This window comes from Enterobacter cloacae complex sp. Mu1197, from assembly GCF_040059225.1.
Classification (GTDB): Bacteria; Pseudomonadota; Gammaproteobacteria; order Enterobacterales; family Enterobacteriaceae; genus Enterobacter; species Enterobacter quasiroggenkampii.
In genome coordinates this window covers 3,814,151-3,834,169 of the sequence record NZ_CP157375.1, presented here as the reverse complement: position 1 = coordinate 3,834,169, position 20,019 = coordinate 3,814,151, and the positions used below count along the sequence as shown (strand labels likewise).

The following is a 20,019-nucleotide window of genomic DNA, read 5'->3' as shown; positions in this document are numbered from 1 at the left end:
TGTGCGTAACAGCACGCAAAATAATGTAATCCGCTGTCTTTGTAGGGATTATTCTGGAAGCCTGTTCGTCGATCGCAATATTCCAGTAATGAAACGCTCAAAAACACGTTACACTAGCTGGTGTCCCCGTAGAGAAATAAAGAACACTGAATGGGGTACCGACTGTGCCAAACGTAATGCAGGAAACTGAACATGGATATTAACAACAAGGCCCGTATTCACTGGGCGTGCCGTCGCGGCATGCGTGAACTTGATATTTCCATCATGCCTTTCTTCGAATATGAGTATGACACCTTAAGCGATGATGATAAGCATCTGTTTGTTCGCTTGCTTGAGTCTGACGATCCGGATTTATTCAACTGGCTGATGAACCACGGCAAACCCGCCGACACCGAGTTGCAACGGATGGTGCAATTAATTCAAACACGGAATCGGGAACGTGGTCCTGTGGCAATCTGATCTTCGCGTCTCGTGGCGCTCGCAGTGGATGTCTTTGTTGCTCCACGGCCTGGTTGCGGCCTTTGTGTTACTGATGCCGTGGCCGCTGAGCTATACGCCGCTGTGGCTGCTGTTACTCTCGTTTGTCGTGTTTGACAGCGTACGCAGCCAGCGTCGCATTAATGCCCGTCAGGGAGAGATCAAGCTACTGATGGATTCCCGCCTGCGCTGGCAGGGAAAAGAGTGGGATATTCTCGGTATGCCCTGGATGCTCAACTGCGGCATGATGTTACGGTTACGCAAGGTGGACGGCGGTCGTTGCCAGCATCTTTGGCTGGCGGCTGACAGTATGGATGCTGCCGAGTGGCGAGACCTGCGCCGGATGCTGTTGCAACAGACGACGCAGGGGTAATAGGCGTTAGCTAAACTTTTCTGCCATTTCGCCCAGAATCTGCTCGCACCAGGTTTGCAGGCGTTCATCGCTAAGATCGTACTGGTTGGTTTCATCCAGAGCGAGCCCAACAAACAGCTCGCCGTCGGCAATAATCGGCTTTTTACTGGTGAACTCGTAACCTTCGGTTGGCCAGTAGCCGATGAACGACACCCCTTTCGGCGCCAGCTTGTCGTGCAGCATGCCGAGCGCGTCCAGGAACCACTCCCCGTAACCCAGCTGATCTCCCATCCCGTACATGGCAACAATCTTGCCGTCGAGATTGACTGAATCGAGTTGATCCCAGATGGCTTCCCAGTCTTCCTGTATCTCGCCAAAATCCCAGGTTGGGATGCCCAGGATCAGCACATCGTACTGTTCCATCAGCGCCACCGCGTCATCTTTCAGGTTATGCAACGTCACCAGTTCCGGGCCAATGATGTCGCGAATTTTCTCTGCCGCCATTTCGGTGTAGCAGGTGCTGGAACCATAGAACAGACCAATATTCATCGCGTAACTATCTCAATTCTTGCGTTGACTTTGCGCGTAGTGTACCAGAAACCGGTCACAATCAGGCATAATGACCTGACTGCAGAATCAAAGGGGCTGATGTGGAAAAGGATCTCGCACTCGTTGAACAGTTTCTCGACGCGCTGTGGCTGGAAAAAAATCTGGCCGAGAATACGCTCAGCGCCTATCGGCGCGATCTTACCATGCTGGTGGAGTGGCTGGCCCGTCGGCAGCTCTCGCTGGCGAGCGCGCAAAGCGACGACCTGCAGGCACTGCTCGGTGAACGTGTAGAAGGGGGCTACAAAGCGACCAGTTCTGCGCGCTTGCTCAGCGCCATGCGTCGGTTGTTCCAGCATCTCTACCGTGAGAAGATCCGCGAAGACGATCCCAGCGCGCTGCTGGCATCCCCAAAACTTCCGCAGCGGCTGCCGAAAGATCTCAGCGAAGCACAAGTTGAGAGATTATTACAGTCACCGGCAGTTGACCTGCCGCTGGAGTTACGCGATAAAGCCATGCTTGAGCTATTGTATGCTACCGGCCTGCGCGTTTCGGAACTGGTTGGCCTGACGATGAGCGACATCAGCCTGCGTCAGGGCGTGGTGCGCGTCATCGGTAAAGGAAACAAGGAAAGGCTGGTTCCGCTGGGCGAAGAGGCGGTTTACTGGCTGGAAACGTATCTGGAGCACGGTCGCCCGTGGCTGCTCAACGGCGCGTCTATCGACGTTCTGTTTCCGAGCCAGCGCGCACAGCAGATGACGCGGCAAACGTTCTGGCATCGCATCAAGCATTACGCCACACTGGCCGGTATCGACAGTGAAAAGCTTTCGCCGCACGTATTGCGTCATGCCTTCGCGACGCATCTGCTCAACCACGGCGCGGATTTACGCGTGGTGCAGATGCTGCTGGGACATAGCGATCTTTCCACGACGCAAATTTACACCCATGTCGCGACGGAACGCCTGCGGCAGCTACACCAACAGCACCACCCTCGTGCGTGAGTGCCGACGAAATGTAACAGGATCAACTATGAAAAAGAGTTTCGCGCTGTTCACCCTGCTGGCAGCCTCCTTTACCGGTTTCGCCCATGCTGACGACGCCGCTATCAAACAGTCGCTCGCTAAGCTTGGCGTCACCGGCAGCGATATTCAGCCAGCACCGGTCGCTGGGATGAAAACGGTACTGACCAACAGCGGCGTGCTGTACGTCACCGAAGACGGAAAACACATTATTCAGGGGCCAATGTACGACGTGAGCGGCGCGCAGCCGGTCAACGTGACCAACCAGCTGCTGATGAAAAACCTGAACGCGCTCGAAAAAGAGATGATCGTCTATAAGGCGGCGCAGGAAAAACACGTCATTACCGTCTTCACCGATATCACCTGCGGCTACTGCCATAAGCTGCATGAAGAGATGAAAGACTACAACGCGCTGGGTATTACCGTGCGCTATCTGGCCTTCCCGCGCGCGGGCGTACAGAGCCAGCCAGAGCAGGACATGAAGGCCATCTGGTGTGCGAAAGACCGCAACAAAGCCTTTGATGATGCGATGAGCGGAAAAGAGGTTAAGCCAGCCTCCTGCGATATCGACATTGCTAACCACTACGCGCTGGGCGTGCAGTTTGGCGTGAGCGGTACGCCAGCGATTGTCCTGAGCAACGGGTATGTCGTTCCGGGCTATCAGGGACCAAAAGAGATGAAAGAGTTCCTCGACGCGCACCAGAAACAGGTTAGTGGTAAATAATCCGCGTGAAAGCCCCGATAAAATTGCGCCGCCGCGAGGCGGTTGAACCGGTTGATTTACCGGACGATCTCCCGCCGCTGCTGAAGCGCCTCTACGCCAGCCGCGGCGTGCGTCGCGCTGAAGATCTGGAACGCAGCGTGAAAGGGATGCTGCCCTGGCAGCAGCTGAACGGCATCGAAAAAGCCACTGAAATGCTCTACCACGCCCTGCGTGAGGGCACGCGCATCGTGGTGGTAGGGGATTTCGACGCCGACGGCGCCACCAGCACCGCGCTGAGCGTGCTCAGCCTGCGCGCGCTGGGCTGCGATAACGTCACGTATCTGGTGCCGAACCGTTTTGAAGACGGCTACGGACTCAGCCCGGAAGTGGTCGATCAGGCCCACGCTCGCGGTGCGCAGATGATCATGACCGTCGATAACGGGATCTCTTCCCATGCGGGGGTCGATCATGCCCACGCGCTGGGGATCCCGGTGCTGGTTACCGATCACCATCTCCCCGGTGAAACGCTCCCTGCCGCCGAGGCGATTATTAACCCCAATCTGCGCGACTGCGATTTTCCGTCGAAATCCCTTGCGGGCGTAGGCGTGGCGTTTTATCTGATGCTGGCGCTGCGTACCCTGTTACGCGACAAGGGCTGGTTCGAATCCCGCGGTATTGCCGTACCGAACCTGGCCGAATATCTCGATCTGGTGGCACTGGGTACCGTCGCTGACGTGGTCCCGCTCGATACCAATAACCGTATTTTGACCTGGCAGGGCTTAAGCCGTATCCGGGCAGGCAAGTGCCGCCCGGGGATCAAGGCGCTGCTGGAAATCGCCAACCGCGACCAGCTCAAGCTGGCGGCAAGCGATTTGGGCTTTGCCCTTGGGCCACGCTTGAACGCGGCCGGAAGACTGGACGATATGTCCGTTGGCGTCGCGCTGCTGCTGTGTGACAACATCGGTGAAGCGCGCGTGCTGGCCAACGAGCTGGACGCCCTGAACCAGACGCGTAAAGAGATTGAGCAGGGGATGCAGGCCGAAGCGCTGACCCTGTGTGAAAAACTGGAGCGCAGCGGCGATACGCTGCCGGGCGGCCTGGCGATGTACCATCCCGAGTGGCATCAGGGCGTGGTCGGCATTCTGGCGTCGCGCATCAAAGAGCGCTTCCACCGCCCGGTGATCGCCTTCGCCCCCGCGGGCGACGGCACGCTGAAAGGCTCTGGCCGCTCGATTCAGGGCCTGCATATGCGCGACGCACTGGAGCGTCTCGATACGCTGTATCCGGGCCTGATGATCAAGTTCGGCGGCCATGCTATGGCGGCAGGCCTGTCGCTGGAAGAGGCGAAATTCGACGAGTTTCAGCGCCTGTTCGGCGAGCTGGTCACCGACTGGATTGACCCGGCCCTGCTGCAGGGTGAAGTGGTGTCCGATGGCGAGCTTTCACCGCTTGAGATGACGATGGACGTGGCGCAAATGCTCCGCGATGCCGGTCCATGGGGGCAGATGTTCCCGGAGCCGCTGTTCGACGGCCGTTTCCGCCTGCTGCAGCAACGCATCGTCGGCGAACGTCATCTGAAGGTGATGGTTGAGCCGGTCGGCGGCGGCCCGCTGCTGGACGGTATTGCCTTTAACGTTGACACGGCGGTATGGCCGGACAACGGCGTACGCGAGGTCGAGCTGGCGTACAAACTGGACATCAACGAGTTTCGCGGTAACCGCACCCTTCAGATCATCATCGACAATATCTGGCCAATTTAGCGGCAGTAATCTCTATAAAAAAGGGCGTGGATTCGGTACAATCCCGCTCTTATCACCGCATTTTGACAAGTCCATAAAAGAAAACAGACCATGTTTGAAATTAATCCGGTAAAAAACCGTATTCAGGACCTCACGGAGCGCTCTGACGTTCTTAGGGGGTATCTTTGACTACGATGCCAAGAAAGAGCGTCTTGAAGAAGTAAACGCCGAGCTGGAACAGCCGGACGTCTGGAACGAACCTGAACGCGCACAGGCGCTGGGTAAAGAGCGTTCCTCTCTCGAAGCTATCGTAGATACGCTGGATCAAATGGCCCAGGGGCTGGAAGATGTTTCCGGTTTGCTGGAGCTGGCCGTCGAAGCCGACGACGAAGAAACCTTTAACGAAGCCGTAGCAGAACTCGACGTGCTGGAAGAGAAGCTGGCGCAGCTTGAATTCCGTCGCATGTTCTCCGGCGAATACGACAGCGCTGACTGCTATCTCGATATTCAGGCAGGTTCCGGCGGTACCGAAGCGCAGGACTGGGCCAGCATGCTGATGCGCATGTATCTGCGCTGGGCCGAAGCGCGCGGCTTCAAAACCGAAATTATCGAAGAGTCTGAAGGTGAAGTGGCCGGTATTAAATCCGTCACCATCAAGATCATCGGTGATTACGCCTACGGCTGGCTGCGCACTGAAACCGGCGTTCACCGCCTGGTGCGTAAGAGCCCGTTCGACTCCGGCGGCCGTCGTCATACCTCCTTCAGCTCCGCGTTTGTTTACCCGGAAGTTGATGAAGATATCGATATCGAAATTAACCCGGCGGACCTGCGTATCGACGTTTATCGCGCATCCGGCGCGGGCGGCCAGCACGTTAACCGTACGGAATCGGCGGTGCGTATTACCCACATTCCAACCGGGCTGGTAACGCAATGCCAGAACGACCGTTCCCAGCATAAGAACAAAGACCAGGCCATGAAGCAGATGAAAGCGAAGCTTTATGAGCTGGAGATGCAGAAGAAAAATGCTGAGAAACAGGCGATGGAAGACAACAAGTCTGACATCGGCTGGGGCAGCCAGATCCGTTCTTACGTCCTTGATGACTCCCGCATCAAAGACCTGCGTACCGGGGTTGAAACCCGTAACACGCAGGCGGTGCTGGACGGCAGCCTGGACCAATTTATCGAAGCAAGTTTGAAAGCAGGGTTATGAGGAACCAACATGTCTGAACAACAAGCACAGGGCGCTGACGCGGTAGTCGATCTTAACAACGAACTGAAAACCCGCCGCGAGAAGCTGGCAGCGCTGCGCGAGCAGGGCGTGCCGTTCCCGAACGATTTTCGTCGTGACCACACCTCAGACCAACTGCACGCTGACTTCGACGCGAAAGAGAACGAAGAGCTGGAAGCGCTGAACGTTGAAGTAGCCGTTGCGGGCCGCATGATGACCCGTCGTATCATGGGTAAAGCCTCCTTCGTGACCCTGCAGGACGTTGGCGGCCGTATTCAGCTGTACGTTTCCCGTGACGATCTGCCGGAAGGCATCTACAACGAGCAGTTCAAGAAGTGGGACCTGGGCGATATCCTGGGCGCGAAAGGTAAACTGTTCAAAACCAAAACCGGTGAACTGTCTATCCACTGCACCGAGCTGCGTCTGCTGACCAAAGCACTGCGCCCGCTGCCGGACAAATTCCACGGCCTGCAGGATCAGGAAGCGCGCTACCGTCAGCGCTACCTGGATCTCATCTCTAACGATGAATCCCGCAAGACCTTCAAAATTCGCTCCCAGATCATGGCCGGTATCCGCCAGTTCATGGTGAACCGCGACTTTATGGAAGTGGAAACCCCGATGATGCAGGTGATCCCTGGCGGCGCGTCTGCGCGTCCGTTCATCACCCATCACAACGCCCTGGACCTGGACATGTACCTGCGTATCGCGCCGGAACTGTACCTGAAGCGTCTGGTGGTTGGTGGTTTTGATCGCGTGTTCGAAATCAACCGTAACTTCCGTAACGAAGGGATCTCCGTTCGTCATAACCCAGAGTTCACCATGATGGAACTCTATATGGCGTATGCGGATTACAAAGATCTGATCGAGCTGACCGAATCCCTGTTCCGTACGCTGGCGCAGGATATTCTGGGCACCACGCAGGTTCCTTACGGTGAAGAAGTCTTCGACTTCGGCAAGCCGTTCGAAAAACTGACCATGCGCGAAGCGATCAAGAAGTACCGTCCGGAAACCAACATGGCCGATCTGGATAACTTCGATTCTGCGAAAGCGATCGCCGAAAGCATCGGTATCAAGGTTGAGAAGAGCTGGGGTCTGGGCCGTATCGTGACCGAGATCTTCGAAGAAGTGGCCGAAGCGCACCTGATTCAGCCGACCTTCATTACCGAGTACCCGGCTGAAGTCTCTCCGCTGGCGCGTCGTAATGACCAGAACCCTGAAATCACTGACCGCTTCGAATTCTTCATCGGCGGCCGTGAAATCGGCAACGGCTTTAGCGAGCTGAACGATGCGGAAGACCAGGCTCAGCGCTTCCAGGATCAGGTTGACGCGAAGGCGGCAGGCGACGACGAAGCGATGTTCTTCGACGAAGACTACGTGACCGCGCTGGAGCACGGCCTGCCACCAACGGCGGGTCTGGGGATTGGTATCGACCGTATGGTGATGCTGTTCACCAACAGCCACACCATCCGTGACGTGATCCTGTTCCCGGCGATGCGCCCGGTGAAGTAAGGCGTTAAGATGTAAAAAAAGCCCCGAAAGGGGCTTTTTTATTGCTCTGCGAAGGCTTTGAGTTTTTCGCGGGCGGTTGTCGCTTCCATGACCATCCACGGGCTAAAGGCCCAGGGCGTCGCGTCCAGCGCGCGGAATAGCGCGTCCAGCTCAACCCACTGATAGTCCATCACTTCATCTTCGTTTATCGTCACGTCATTGGTGATGCGGGCGGCGAATACCGGGCAAATTTCGTTTTCCACGATCCCGGACGGGTCGGTTTCCCGATAGCGAAATTCAGGGGCGACGGCGGTGATATCGGTCAGCTCCGCGCCCACTTCAAAGCGGCAGCGGCGGATTATCGCCTGGACTGTCTCTTCACCCGACTGCGGGTGGCCGCACACGGAGTTGGTCCAGACGCCGGGCCAGGCTTTTTTGCTTAAGGCGCGTCGGGTGATCAGACATTCGCCTTTTGCGTTAAAAAGCCAGGAAGAGAACGCCAGATGCAGCGGGGTATGTAACGTGTGCGCGGCATATTTTTCCTGAGTGCCAATCACCATTCCCTGGTCGTTTACCAAAATAACGTGTTCTTGAATACTCATTGATGCTCCAGTGCCAAAATGCCGAGTGGTTCAGCACCATCAGCCGAAGCATTATACTGCATTCTTATACGAACGGTTTGGCTCGTAGAGCGGAAAAGGGCATGACCCCTGTTCGTTTTGGCTGTTATCATAGTGCGCCATTCACGCTGACCGAGGATCTGTTTTGTTTGCAGGAAGCCTGACGAGAAAACCCCTTACCGCTATTTTTTGCCTGACGCTGACGCTATTACTGGCGGGCTGTTCAGGGAGCAAATCTTCGGATACGGGAAGCTATTCCGGTTCGGTCTACACCGTCAAACGCGGGGACACCCTGTACCGGATTTCGCGCGCAACGGGGACCAGCGTGAAGGATCTGGCGCGGCTGAATAACCTCTCTCCGCCCTACACCATCGAGGTGGGGCAGCAGCTGAAGGTTAGCGGCGGATCGTCCGCGGGCAAAAAGTCCTCTTCGAAAGGCAAAACCGCCAAAGTGACGCCGTCCTATCAGGTGCCGCAATCGTCATGGCCGCCGGTTGGACAGCGCTGCTGGATTTGGCCTGCCAGCGGTAAAGTGGTCGCCCCTTACTCACTCTCTGAAGGTGGTAACAAGGGGATTGATATCGCCGCTGCGCGCGGTACGCCGGTTTATGCCTCTGGGGCCGGGAAGGTGGTTTACGTCGGTAACCAGCTGCGCGGCTATGGTAACCTGATCATGATTAAGCATGGCGAAGACTACATCACGGCCTATGCGCACAACGACACGATGCTGGTCAACAACGGGCAGAACGTCAAAGCCGGACAGAAGATTGCCACCATGGGCAGTACCGGTACGGATTCGGTGAAGCTGCATTTCCAGATTCGCTATAAGGCGACGGCCATCGATCCGCAGCGTTATCTTCCTGCGCCCGGCAGCAAACCGAAGTGCTAAGTGATTATTTTATCGCCGGTTAGTTGTGAAGAGGCTTGTATGAAGGTGCGTAAGGTCTATAATGCCTTACGCACCTCAAAGCGGGCGTAGTTCAATGGTAGAACGAGAGCTTCCCAAGCTCTATACGAGGGTTCGATTCCCTTCGCCCGCTCCAATCTCCTGATAAATCAATAAGTTATGATTTAGCAGTTAGTTACGTTGCCCCGCTTTAGCAGGTACAACTTAAACTACCCATTGTTCTACGCCCGCACCTGTCGCGTGATTGGTCTGTGGTACAAGGGAGCATATCATCACGCTGGCGGTGGTTCAGGTTCTTACCGCGACAGCAAAACAACGAACAAAAAGCCTCATACCTGGCATAACTCCCAACAGATTGATCATACGCATTTAAGCCCGATGTGCGGCCTTGTGGCTGCGTAAACAGGTGTATCGTGGTAAACGAAACGTACCTGCATACGATATGCAGGCCCTTCCAGCGCTTCGCTCACGCTCCGAAAGGTACACGAGCACCCTCATAAGGTGTGATCCCTCTGACAATCTGATTAGGTCACTGGTGACTTTCGCAAAGTGAAACCAACCAGGTTGGCCTGTGCAGTCGCTATGCTCCGCTTGTTGCTTGTACCACTAACGGGGCTTTATGGCTTCTATTGTCTGAAATCTGATACATTGCACAAACATCATGTGGATTACTGTAAAGTTCATCTCTATGATTATGTGTGCCATTGCCAGTTAAGAAATGCGGAGAGGACAATATGGATGTTACTGATGAGGCTTTGTTGAGTTCTGGCTTTACACCATCGGATTTGAAGAAGATAAAGAACAACGTTGAAAGCTATGGTGGAACGTTGGGGAATGCAATCAGGGACCTGGCCAGGCGATTTATTCTTGCCGTGTGGGTTGTATCCGGTTGCCTTGCTGTATTCATTTTTCTTGTGATGTTCGCATCTGAGCAGAGTGTTTTCTCTGGTGCTATTGGCCTTTCTTGTGGCGCAGCGGTTGCAATTTTTATACAACCGCCTGTACTTGCTTATAAATCTTGGCGATTCTGTAGAGTGAACAAATCTTAATTAGTACTGTTATCAGTAGCCAGAAGATCAAAAATGACTTTCGCTTTGACACCATATCCAGCGATTTTCATCGTTAGCTTAGGCTTGCTCATTGTGTCAACTTTTCGGTAGTAATCACGCGGCAGCCAACGGAATAATCGCCAAGCTCCGGGTTTCCTTGCTAAGCCGAAGATACTATAGACACTCGCCCCTAGAGTCACCGTATTATAAAGAGCTAATCCACTTTTTGGGCTAAACCCTATGAATTGTGCGGTCTCCATTGCGCCATCAGCAAAAATTCCTTCCGATTTGGATTGTTCACCATAGCGAAGATGGCTTGCTTCTTTTGTTATACCGTTAATACCATCAACAAATAAAACTGCTCCTGCAAGAACTCCAACAGGGGTCATAGTGGACATCATAACCATCCCACCAAATAATGCTGCTCCAGATACCACTATATGAATTGCCGAAATCACGTATCCGACGATTTTATTGTTTTCCCTGACAAACTCGACCTTTGCATAAAGTTGGGCGGCTCTGGTTCTTAACAAGCGTTCTTGTTCTTGCAGATTATCTGTTTCGGCACGCAGATTTTTGATGCATGCAATGCATTCTTCATCGGTTTTGGCCCGTCGTGCAGTTTCAAATTCTTTCTCTACGACCTGCCTTATCTCTTCGACAAACTTGATACGTGTTATCCCATCTTGCAAATAGAATGCTGATAGCCGATTTGCAGTTTCGACGAGTTTCCGGGCTTCCAGATTTACCATGGTATCTGACCATGTTCTGTTCCACCCCCTGTTGAGCAGCGCAATATCCATTAAAGACTCCTTCCCAAAATGTGTCTGGTCATTTTACGTGCAATAAGGTCGAAGACAACAGGAAACACTTTCACAACCCGCCCCCGTGGGTGTCCCGTTGCTTTATCCTTCCAGTTTACATTCTCCTGTTCAAAATATCCCCGGCTCTGTTGGTGATCTGCTAGACCGTCAGCCCAGGCCCTCGGCGAAAAGCGCTTTTCTTCGCCAAATATCGCTACGTGATGCCTTCAGCGACACGCCTCACTGCAACAAGCAGTGCAGTTACACAATGCTGCTTTGGGCTGACGCAAGGGAGATAACTTGATGTTTTGAAGTGGACCTGTTCACTAATTGTACGGCTTTTTAACATATTCTTTGTTATGCGTACATGTGCTGTAGTAGCTAAATTGAGATGTCCGTCTTGGGGCTATCTGGAGCGTTACGATAAGCCTCTGGAGTTCTACAAGGCCAGTGTCTTCAGGATCAACAACAAGCAGAACACCGGCGGAGACGGCCAGACTCAGTTTGGCCGTGCCATGAACGAGCTCACCTCTCGTTACAGGACCGCCTGGTCAAAGAGCTGCGGCTCAGTGGTATCAGTACACCAGAGGCCGCAAACGCCTTTGCCGAAGAGTTTATGGCGGACTAGAAGTGTCGGCTAAACCCTGACATCACTTTAATCTTCACATAGCGCTGGAGTTCAATTTTTTGAATGGTATAATTTTTTTTAAATTTTAACAGAGGGATTCATAGTGGGTGTAGCACTGTTGGTTTCCAGTATCATTTTTTTTTGTATCTTCGGCCTCGTAACGTTCATATGTGCCGCTGTTGATAAAAAAACAAACAAAGCAAGCGTAATTAACATGCTTGACAAATTCTTCTATTTTCTAACAAAATTGATTGTTACCCCAGGTTTTGTTATATTAACATTCTCCATATTAACATTTCTCGTATATAAGAGCAGATAAAATGAAAGTTATTAATGAAAATAGAGAGATTACTCACTCTGGTGTATACATAATTGAAAAGGAAACATCCATATCCTTCAATTTTACTGAGGACTCAGACGCAGCAAAAGTTACACTGGAATTTATTTTTGATGAACAAAAAAACAATGGGGAAAGGACATCCAGCTCCATTGTTGATCCTGACAATAAAGGAATAACACTTAAATTATATAACTTTAAAAGTGATGATGGTGAAGGTGTCTTTCCTAAAAGGTATAAACTTTATGAAAACAGTAAGGCCATACACAGCTTAATGTTTTCAACATATATTTTTAATGAAAATGTAAGAAACTTGACCATAACTTTTTTTAAAGAAGATAAAAAATAGACTATGGAATTCAATACTCAAAGCGAAATAAATGATGATCTTTCAGGAAATGGAAAGAAGGGAATTGTATATAATAAAGAACCATTACCGGAAACTCAACAAACTACCAATGACAGGCCTTACTCTGACAAAATTGGTAAAGGGGAAGATGCAAAAAGTAGTGTCGTTTGGTTCGTAATAACTTTTACGTTAACATTATATGGTTGTGTTATCGCAGCCATGATAATAGTAGACATTTTAAATAATAAAGGTGTGAATATTCTTTCAAATTTAAAGGAGTCTTGGGCAGTATTTACCCCAATAATAACCTTGTCACTTGGTTACATGTTTGGCAAACAATCTGAAACAACGAAGGATGGCGGGAAACATGATGGATAATCCAGTGCAGCTACTAAATATTTGTCAATAAGACTGTAATCTAATGCATCCTAAATTATTAAGCCTCTAGGTTAAATATTTAAAGTATGCGGCTTTAAGAGTTGCGAATCTAAAAGTTCGAACTGCTCTTAATTATTAATTTTGATATGCTGCATATTTTTCTAAATCATTAATCTAGAGTCGAAGTATTGTATGTTTTGATCGATTGCCACTCTTAAAACTATCCAAACAAAGACCTAATCATTGGTACTGACAACCCATAAATAATCTTGGGACTCAAGCTTCCCCACGTAAAACTTCAAGCGAACTAGTATAACGGAAAATTTTGTTTTCTACTTATTAAAATGTACCTTTGAAAAGTAGACTCTCTGCGGTACGCTTTTAGGAATCATTCACCTCGATTTTTCACGCAGCGCGCCGGAGGACTTCCGCCCCGGACGGGCCCTGAATGTTCTGATACCCGATGATGATCCTGCGCTTAACCTGTCGCTGGATGTCATTCTGCCCAATGAGAATTTCATGCCGATGCTGCCCGGAGGTAAAGACCCGGTTAATCCTGACCGGTCCTACCTGCTTTCCCTCAACTTTGCCCGTAGTTGGCTGACCAGGGCCTCGTTCCTTGGCATTGTCGCCGGCATGCTCGGGGCCGCTTCCCTGAGTTCTGCAGCAGGGACAGCCTGCGGCGCCATCACGTAATGGGCGCATGGAACTCCTGTGCGACATGGCCGTGCCACTGCCACTATCTGCGGCAGCCTAGGCATTCCGCAATCTCAGTAAACCAGGCAAGTGCAGACGTTGTTGAAAACGGAAAAGTAACATTTGAGAGGTAGATTGCATGCTCTCACCCTGTCAAAGCAAAAAAGGCCGCATCCCGCAGCCTTTTCCTCTTAAATTCACCCTTTCGGGAACACCCAAACATGCTTCTCCGGCAGCGAAAGATGGCAGTGCTGTGGATCCCGCACCTCATGCCCATACGCACGGATCACAAAATCATCTCCCACCGTGCGGAACAGGTATTCCCAGCGGTCGCCGAGATACATGCTGGTGAGCAGCGGCAGCTCAAGCTGATTTTCCCCTGGCCCCTCAACCACCGCGACGCGCTCGACGCGGATCACCGCCGTGGCGTCATTACCGCTCTGTACCCCTTCGCCCGCCTGGCCCCACAGCACCCAGCCTTTGCCTTCGATACGCGCTCTGCCGTCGCGCACTTCAGTGACCTTGCCGTGCAGGCGGTTGTTGCTGCCCATAAACTCGGCGGTAAATAGCGTCTTCGGCGAGCCGTACATCTCCTGCGGCGTGCCCTGTTGCTCAATTTTGCCGTTGTTGAGCAGCAGGATACGGTCGGAAATGGACATCGCTTCGTTCTGGTCGTGCGTCACCATCAACGCGGACAGCCCGAGCTTGATAATCAGCTCGCGCAGGAACACGCGGGCCTCTTCGCGCAGCTTGGCGTCGAGGTTGGAAAGCGGCTCGTCCAGCAAAATCACCGGCGGGTTGTACACCAGCGCGCGGCCAATCGCCACGCGCTGCTGCTGCCCACCGGAGAGCTGGTGCGGGTGACGTTTGCCAAGATGGCCCAGACCAAGCTGGTCCAGCACGTCCTGCACGCGCTGCTGGATCTCTTTGGCCGGGACTTTGCGCAGCTTGAGCGGATAGGCCACGTTCTCAAACACGGTTTTGTGCGGCCACAGGGCATAAGACTGGAATACCAGCCCCAGGTTACGCTCTTCCGCCGGGACCTCACTGCGCGGCGTGCCGTCGTAAACTTTATTGTTGCCAATCACAATCGAGCCCTGGGTCGGTTTTTCCAGACCCGCGACGGCGCGGAGCAGGGTGGTTTTGCCGCTGCCGGAGGGGCCTAACAGGGAGACCACTTCGCCGCGCTTCAGGTTCATGGAGACACCTTTTAAAACAGGATTGTCGCCGTAGGTTAAGTGCAGATCGTCAACCGCTAATTCAATCATGTATTTTCACTCCGAAACGAAGGGCAATGCCCAGACCTACCACGACAAGCAGGATGTTAATGAAAGAGAGCGCCGCCACGATATCAATGGCACCCGCGGCCCAGAGGGAAACCAGCATCGAGCCGATGGTCTCCGTGCCGGGCGAAAGCAGATACACACCCGTTGAGTATTCGCGTTCAAAGATCAGGAACATCAGCAGCCACGAACCGATCAGACCGTAGCGGGAGAGCGGAATGGTGACGTGGCGGGTGATCTGCCCGCGCGTCGCCCCGGTGCTGCGAGCGGCTTCTTCAAGCTCCGGCCCTACCTGCAGCAGCGTGGAAGAGATAAGCCTCAGCCCGTAAGCCATCCACACCACGGTATAGGCCAGCCAGACGCTGAAAATGGTGCTGCGCAGCGAGCGCAGCCAGACGATGACGTTCTCACGCATCCAGTCGGTCCAGGCAAACCCGGAAAGCCAGCCGGATTTCAGCGAGTTATCCAGCCACATCGGCAGGAACAGGAACACCCACAGGAAGGCCAGACCCGCCAGCAGGCCAGGCACGGCGCGCGGCACCAGCACGCTGTAGTCCAGGAAACGCGTGGTGTTGTCCGGCTTACGGTGCATGGCAATGCCGACAAACAGGTAGCACACCACGGCCAGCGCGCCGCCAATGACGCCAATCGCCATGGAGTTGACGATGGCGCGCAGCAGGTTGGGCTGCGCCCAGATGGTGCGGAAGGTGTTCAGAGAAAGCTCGTCCCACAGCGAAACGCCCACGCCCCAGTTGGAGATAAACGCGCGCAGTACCACGCCGAGCAGCGGAACGCCGATGGTAACGGTGAGCCAGAAGGCAATCACCGCGCCAGCCACCCAGCGCCATTTACCCAGCGGTAGCGCGCGGGCCTGCGAGGCCTTGCCCTTCATGGTGACGAAGCGGTTGGCAGTACGCATCAGGCGACGCTGGAGCATCACCAGCGGGATTGTGATGCAGATTAGCACCACGGCAACCGCCGCCATCAGGTTATAGGATGGGGTACCCATCTTGTTCGTCAGCTTATAGAGATAGGTCGCCAGCACCATGTTGCCTTCCGGGTCGCCGAGGACCAGCATCAGGCCGAACACTTCCAGCCCGAGGAAGAACAGCAGCACGGTGGCGTAGAGAATGGACGGGCGCACCATCGGCAGGCTGACGGAGGTCATCACCTGCCAGGGCGACGCGCCCGCGGTGCGCGCGGCTTCTTCCACGTCGGAGCCCACGCTGCGCAGCGCTGACGAGATATACAGATAGGCGTGCGGGACGTGCGTCAGGCCGGCTATGACCACAATGCTCGACATGTCGTAGATGTTCCACGGCACAAAGCCAATCAGCGCCTCAGCCCACTGGGAGAGAAAACCCACCGGACCGGCGGCCACCACGTAGCCGAAGCCCAGCACCATCGGTGAAACGAAAATCGGGACCAGGATCAGCGGCTCAATCAGCCGGCGACCGGGCAGGTCGGTACGCACCATCAGAAACGCCAGCACGCCGCCCAGCGGGATAGAGATAAAGACCAGCCCGAAAGCGAGAATAAACCCGCTTTTCAGGGCCTTATAAAAATCGGGGTCGGTGAAAATAAAATCAAATGATTCAAAGCTCCACTCTTTTGACGGCGAAAAGAACGGCGCGGACAGGAAGCTCTGGATCACGATAAACGACAGCGGCGTGTAGATAACCAGGGCGGTTATCAGCACGACGATGCCTCGCGGCAGGCTTTGCCACTTTCTGCGTAATGTATTCATGGGGTATCCCTGGTATTGCAGCCCAGAAAAACGAACTCAGTCGATAAGGGAGCGCGGCGGCCAGCGCCGCGCTCAGACGCTTATTTACCGGCGGCGGTACGCCACTCTTTGATGTACTCGAGGCGTTTTTTCGGCTGCAGGTATTCCAGCAGCGTTTCATCAACCGGAATTGGCTTCAGCGCGTTGCCGAGGATTTTGGTCAGGCCGTCGATATCATTCTTGCCTTCGATATCGTTACGAATGGAGGGGATGTCCGCCTGATTGGCCAGAATGTTTTGCCCTTGTTCAGACAGCACGTAGTCCAGCCACAGCTTCGCGGCGTTGCTGTTTTGCGATTGCTGACTGATGAACGACACGCGCGACAGTACCAGGGTGTAATCTTTTGGATAGGAGATGCCGAGCGACGGATCGTTCTTCGCACGCGCTTCCGCATAGGAACCGAGGATGTTGAAGCCGATCAGGTTTTCACCGGAGGAGACGCGCTCCATCATGGTGCCGGTAGACGACTGCACCGACAGGCCTCCTTTGGCGACGTCGGCCAGGGTCTTAAAGTAGTTTGGATCGGCGTTGTGATCCTGCACCGAGAGCATAAAGCCCAGACCCGATTTTTCGATATCGTAGGTGGTGACTTTGTTCTTGAATTTGTCCGTCTGGCTGGCAATCAGCTTCGCCAGCGCGGCGTGAGAATCCGGCACGTCGCCAGCCGGGATCAGACGCTTGTTGTAGATAAAGACCACCGGCTCATAGGTAGTGCCGTAGGCCTTATCTTTCCAGACCGCCCATTTCGGCAGCTGGCTTTGCTCCGGAGATTTGTACTCCATGGCGTAGTCGGTGGCGAGCTTCAGGCCGGTGTCCATCGAGGAGCTCCAGACCACGTCGCCGCTCACGCCGCCGGAAGCCTGTTCGCTGATGAAACGGTTGTACAGCTCGGTGCTGTTCATGTCGTTGTATTCGACTTTAATGCCCGGGTAGGTTTTTTCGAAGCCCTGGATCAGCGGCCCGGCAGCTTTGATGTCGGTGGTGGAATAGATGACAACCTTGCCCTCTTTCGTGGCGGCATCAACCACTTTTTGATACTCAGCAGGATAACCCTGCGGCAGGGCAGACAGTGCAGAAGCAGAGAACAGTACGGTAGCGGTAAGCAGAGAAATTCGGAACGTGTTCGACATTATAGTTAACCTTTTAGTTACATTTGAGGAACTAATTGTCAACATAGCGTAAAGCGCGCCTCCGACAATAGGGAGGCGAGGGCAATGATTCCGAAGTGTGATTGTCGCCGTCGTTTCAGCAATTAACACCATAAAATCCGCGAACGTTAGCCAACGAACGGTTGCGGATTACGGTTTATCGGGGGCTTTACGGTATAACCGGCGAGGATGACCAATATTGCCGTACAGCATTTCAACGCTGATTAACCCGCTCTCCACGCAGTATTCAAGATAGCGGCGCCCCGTGGTTTTGCTGATCCCCACGTTTTCCACCACCTCCTCAACCGACATCGCGCTGTCGGGATGCTCGGCGAACAGGCGTTTAATGCGTTCCAGCGTCTGGGGCTCAATACCCTTTGTGGACGGCGTAACGGAGGCTTCCGCGGCAGGCAGATGAAACAGGCGATCCAGCGCATGCTGGTCGACCACCTTCACCTGCTGCACGGTGTGGATGAAGCGCATAAACCGCTCCAGCGAAGCGTGCAGGCGCTGGAAAAAGACGGGCTTGATGAGGTAATCAAACGCGCCGCTGCGCATGGCGTGGCTGCAGGTCTGCATATCGCTGGCGGCGGTGATGAAGATCACCGAACACTCATAGCTTTTCAGCAGCGGGTTATCGATGAGCTCCACGCCTTTACCGTCCGGAAGATAGTTGTCCAGCAGGATAAGCCGCGGCTGATGCTGACGAATCAGGCGGCATGCCTGCTCAATCGACGCGGCGATACCCACCACGCGTAAATGAAAATTCTGCTCGATATACTCGCGATGCAGCTCCGCCAGATGCGGCTCATCTTCAACGATCACAACATCAAGTGCTCGGGTCATGCTTTAGCCCATTCGGAATAAACACAGAAAAAATAGTCCCTTGTGGCGTGTTGTCGGCAATCTCAATACTGCCGCCAGCCTTATCGATATATCCTGCCACCAGATACAGGCCAATACCGTGCTCGGTGCCCACAATGTCGTTTTCACGTTCCGGTTTGCTGCTGAATCCCTGGCGGAAAATATGCGGCTTCATCGCATCCTCCACCCCACAGCCCCGGTCGGCCACCTCGATCAGTAGCTCCTGGTTACGGTCAGAAATGTAGAGTTCCACCGGCGCGGGGACCGGTGCCTTAAGGGTCGCGTCCACCGCGTTATCCAGCAGGTTACCAATAATGGACATCAGCTCCGTTTCGTTGAGCGTGGCGGGCATGCGGGTGAGCTGGCAGGCGGGATCAAACAGCAATTCGATGCCTTTTTCGCGCGCGCTGACGTATTTTCCTAACAGCAGACCACACAGCGCGGGAGAGGAAAAACGGGCGGAGACAAAGTCCAGCACCCGCTGCGCGCCTTCGGACTGCACCTGGATGTAACGAATCGCTTCGTCATAGTGTTTCATCTGCAGCAAGCCCACCAGCGTGGCGGTCCAGTTCAGCTGCTCGTGGCGCATAATGCGCAGGTTATCGGCATAGCGCTTGATCTGACTGAGCTGGCTGCTGAGGGTGTTGATGTCATTTTTGTCGCGAAAGCTGTAGACCCAGCCGCTTTCAACGCCGGGTTCGACCTCAATCGCGACACGGTTGACGATCACCTCGCGCTGGTTCAGCACGGCAATCTGGTCGTGGCGGCCAGCGCTCACCGAGGCGTAGCGCTGGGATAAAAAGCCCGGCGATGTCTGCAGAACGTCTTCCAGCGGTTTGCCGATAAGCGCTTTCTCACTTTGCCGAATATCCAGCATTTCTCGTGCGGCGCGGTTAATTAAAATCAGCTGCTTCTCTTCATTGACGGCAAATACCCCCTCATACATGGCTTCTAATAGCGCGCGCTGCTGCAAAACCAGCTGAGCGATATCTTTCGGCTCCAGTCGGAACATCTGTTTTTTGAGATTGCGGGTAAACAGCCAGGAGAACATAAACAGCAGCAGCAGAAGAGCCGCGCCGTACAGCCCGGACTGCCAGAGAATGCGGGCATTAATATTGGCAATATAGGAGGTCAGATAGCCGACCGAGACAATACCAATCACCTGGTGCTGCGCGTTAAAGATCGGCGCTTTGCTGCGCAGTGAAACCCCAATCCCGCCCTGGCGCACGGAAATAATGGTTTTGCCCTTTAATACCTCCGCATTATCTCCGCCGATCATCGGTAAATTAATCCGCTCCGGGGATTCCGAATGATAGAGGTGCTGTTCCTCGGTATCGCCAATCACAATGTAGCTGGCATCGCTTTCGGCGCGCAGCGGCTGGATTAACCGGGCGATGCCGGGGATATCTCTGGCCGCAACCATTGCCGCCAGACCCGGCATCAGCGCGATCTGGCTGGCCTGAACCCGGGCACGCTGGCCGAGATCGTGATGGAGCTGCCGGTCAATAAAATGAAACAGAATCGTTCCCAGCAGAACTAACAGCAGGCAGGAGAAGCACACCAGCGCTAAAAACAGCTTTACCTGAAAAGAGAGTCTGCGTTTCATTCAACCTGCGGAT

The 20,019-nt window shown here is 53.8% G+C and carries 19 protein-coding genes, 1 tRNA gene and 2 pseudogenes; 14 read left to right on the top strand and 8 right to left on the bottom strand.

Annotated elements, in window-relative coordinates:
• The first annotated feature begins 192 nt into the window (after nt 1-192).
• Complete coding sequence (gene sdhE, locus ABFV38_RS17960; protein ID WP_149367670.1) at nt 193-459, top strand: FAD assembly factor SdhE; 267 nt, start codon at nt 193-195, stop codon at nt 457-459.
• Complete coding sequence (locus ABFV38_RS17955; protein WP_021242050.1) at nt 440-850, top strand: protein YgfX; 411 nt, start codon at nt 440-442, stop codon at nt 848-850. The genes sdhE and ABFV38_RS17955 overlap by 20 nt, the downstream gene beginning before the upstream one ends.
• A gap of 6 nt (nt 851-856) precedes the next feature.
• Here the strand turns inward: ABFV38_RS17955 and fldB are convergent, their stop codons facing one another.
• Nucleotides 857-1,378 (bottom strand): flavodoxin FldB, encoded by a 522-nt coding sequence (gene fldB, locus ABFV38_RS17950; RefSeq protein WP_025757760.1) that lies wholly within the window; start codon nt 1,376-1,378, stop codon nt 857-859.
• 101 nt (nt 1,379-1,479) lie between these two features.
• Here fldB and xerD point away from each other — a divergent pair, with 101 nt between their 5' ends.
• The 5 genes from xerD (at nt 1,480) to lysS (ending at nt 7,573) form a co-directional block, all read left to right on the top strand.
• Nucleotides 1,480-2,376 (top strand): site-specific tyrosine recombinase XerD, encoded by an 897-nt coding sequence (xerD, locus tag ABFV38_RS17945; RefSeq protein WP_008499709.1) that lies wholly within the window; start codon nt 1,480-1,482, stop codon nt 2,374-2,376.
• Between the two features lie 28 nt (nt 2,377-2,404).
• Entirely contained in the window at nt 2,405-3,118 is a 714-nt protein-coding gene (dsbC, locus tag ABFV38_RS17940; RefSeq protein ID WP_023333302.1) for a bifunctional protein-disulfide isomerase/oxidoreductase DsbC, read from the top strand.
• 5 nt (nt 3,119-3,123) lie between these two features.
• Nucleotides 3,124-4,857 (top strand): single-stranded-DNA-specific exonuclease RecJ, encoded by a 1,734-nt coding sequence (gene recJ / locus ABFV38_RS17935; protein WP_348957677.1) that lies wholly within the window; start codon nt 3,124-3,126, stop codon nt 4,855-4,857.
• 90 nt (nt 4,858-4,947) lie between these two features.
• Nucleotides 4,948-6,046, top strand: a protein-coding gene (gene prfB / locus ABFV38_RS17930; protein WP_095908218.1) for a peptide chain release factor 2 whose coding sequence is annotated in 2 segments (ribosomal slippage) — nt 4,948-5,022 and nt 5,024-6,046 — 1,098 coding nt in all. Because the reading frame shifts where the segments join, the coding sequence is not laid out codon by codon here.
• 9 nt (nt 6,047-6,055) lie between these two features.
• The gene (gene lysS / locus ABFV38_RS17925; RefSeq protein ID WP_021242046.1) at nt 6,056-7,573 is read left to right on the top strand and encodes a lysine--tRNA ligase; all 1,518 of its coding nucleotides are present in this window, start codon (nt 6,056-6,058) and stop codon (nt 7,571-7,573) included.
• 38 nt (nt 7,574-7,611) lie between these two features.
• On the opposite strand, the gene idi is transcribed toward lysS, so the two are convergent.
• Nucleotides 7,612-8,154 carry an isopentenyl-diphosphate Delta-isomerase gene (idi, locus tag ABFV38_RS17920; RefSeq protein ID WP_069719995.1) on the bottom strand — a complete coding sequence of 181 codons (543 nt, stop codon included), beginning with the start codon at nt 8,152-8,154 and terminating at the stop codon, nt 7,612-7,614.
• A 163-nt stretch (nt 8,155-8,317) separates the two neighbouring features.
• Here idi and actS point away from each other — a divergent pair, with 163 nt between their 5' ends.
• The 3 genes from actS to ABFV38_RS17905 all read left to right on the top strand — a co-directional run bounded on the left by actS (nt 8,318) and on the right by ABFV38_RS17905 (nt 10,128).
• Nucleotides 8,318-9,061, top strand: coding sequence for an amidase activator ActS (actS, locus tag ABFV38_RS17915; RefSeq protein ID WP_045335243.1), 744 nt, complete (start codon nt 8,318-8,320; stop codon nt 9,059-9,061).
• An 80-nt stretch (nt 9,062-9,141) separates the two neighbouring features.
• A tRNA-Gly gene (locus ABFV38_RS17910) sits at nt 9,142-9,215 on the top strand.
• A 598-nt stretch (nt 9,216-9,813) separates the two neighbouring features.
• Nucleotides 9,814-10,128 (top strand): hypothetical protein, encoded by a 315-nt coding sequence (locus tag ABFV38_RS17905; RefSeq protein WP_047039252.1) that lies wholly within the window; start codon nt 9,814-9,816, stop codon nt 10,126-10,128.
• Here ABFV38_RS17905 and ABFV38_RS17900 read toward each other — a convergent pair.
• On the bottom strand, nt 10,125-10,931 hold the full coding sequence (locus tag ABFV38_RS17900) for a DUF4225 domain-containing protein (RefSeq protein ID WP_348957674.1): 807 nt from the start codon (nt 10,929-10,931) through the stop codon (nt 10,125-10,127). The genes ABFV38_RS17905 and ABFV38_RS17900 overlap by 4 nt on opposite strands.
• A 407-nt stretch (nt 10,932-11,338) precedes the next feature.
• Between ABFV38_RS17900 and ABFV38_RS17895 the strand changes: the two are divergent.
• The 4 genes and pseudogenes from ABFV38_RS17895 to ABFV38_RS17880 all read left to right on the top strand — a co-directional run.
• Nucleotides 11,339-11,535 (top strand): annotated as a pseudogene (locus ABFV38_RS17895) (ISNCY family transposase); the annotation flags it as partial.
• Between the two features lie 344 nt (nt 11,536-11,879).
• Complete coding sequence (locus ABFV38_RS17890) at nt 11,880-12,245, top strand: DUF6864 domain-containing function (RefSeq protein ID WP_044597694.1); 366 nt, start codon at nt 11,880-11,882, stop codon at nt 12,243-12,245.
• Nucleotides 12,246-12,248: 3 nt separating this feature from the next.
• A complete protein-coding gene (locus ABFV38_RS17885; RefSeq protein WP_348957672.1) occupies nt 12,249-12,623 on the top strand; it encodes a hypothetical protein in 375 nt (124 codons plus the stop codon).
• A gap of 519 nt (nt 12,624-13,142) precedes the next feature.
• Nucleotides 13,143-13,324: pseudogene (locus ABFV38_RS17880) on the top strand (integrase); the annotation flags it as partial.
• 192 nt (nt 13,325-13,516) lie between these two features.
• On the opposite strand, the gene ABFV38_RS17875 reads toward ABFV38_RS17880, so the two are convergent.
• From ABFV38_RS17875 to ABFV38_RS17855, 5 genes are all read right to left on the bottom strand, one after another.
• Nucleotides 13,517-14,587 (bottom strand): ABC transporter ATP-binding protein, encoded by a 1,071-nt coding sequence (locus tag ABFV38_RS17875; RefSeq protein ID WP_039265500.1) that lies wholly within the window; start codon nt 14,585-14,587, stop codon nt 13,517-13,519.
• Nucleotides 14,580-16,349 (bottom strand): iron ABC transporter permease, encoded by a 1,770-nt coding sequence (locus ABFV38_RS17870; protein WP_023294491.1) that lies wholly within the window; start codon nt 16,347-16,349, stop codon nt 14,580-14,582. Before ABFV38_RS17870 ends, ABFV38_RS17875 begins: the two co-directional genes overlap by 8 nt.
• An 80-nt stretch (nt 16,350-16,429) precedes the next feature.
• Complete coding sequence (locus tag ABFV38_RS17865; protein ID WP_048224731.1) at nt 16,430-17,518, bottom strand: ABC transporter substrate-binding protein; 1,089 nt, start codon at nt 17,516-17,518, stop codon at nt 16,430-16,432.
• A 168-nt stretch (nt 17,519-17,686) separates the two neighbouring features.
• Nucleotides 17,687-18,382: a response regulator gene (locus ABFV38_RS17860; protein WP_032638033.1), complete on the bottom strand. Its 696-nt coding sequence runs from the start codon at nt 18,380-18,382 to the stop codon at nt 17,687-17,689.
• Entirely contained in the window at nt 18,366-20,006 is a 1,641-nt protein-coding gene (locus ABFV38_RS17855; protein WP_045909905.1) for a sensor histidine kinase, read from the bottom strand. The genes ABFV38_RS17860 and ABFV38_RS17855 overlap by 17 nt, the downstream gene beginning before the upstream one ends.
• Nucleotides 20,007-20,019: the final 13 nt, after the last annotated feature.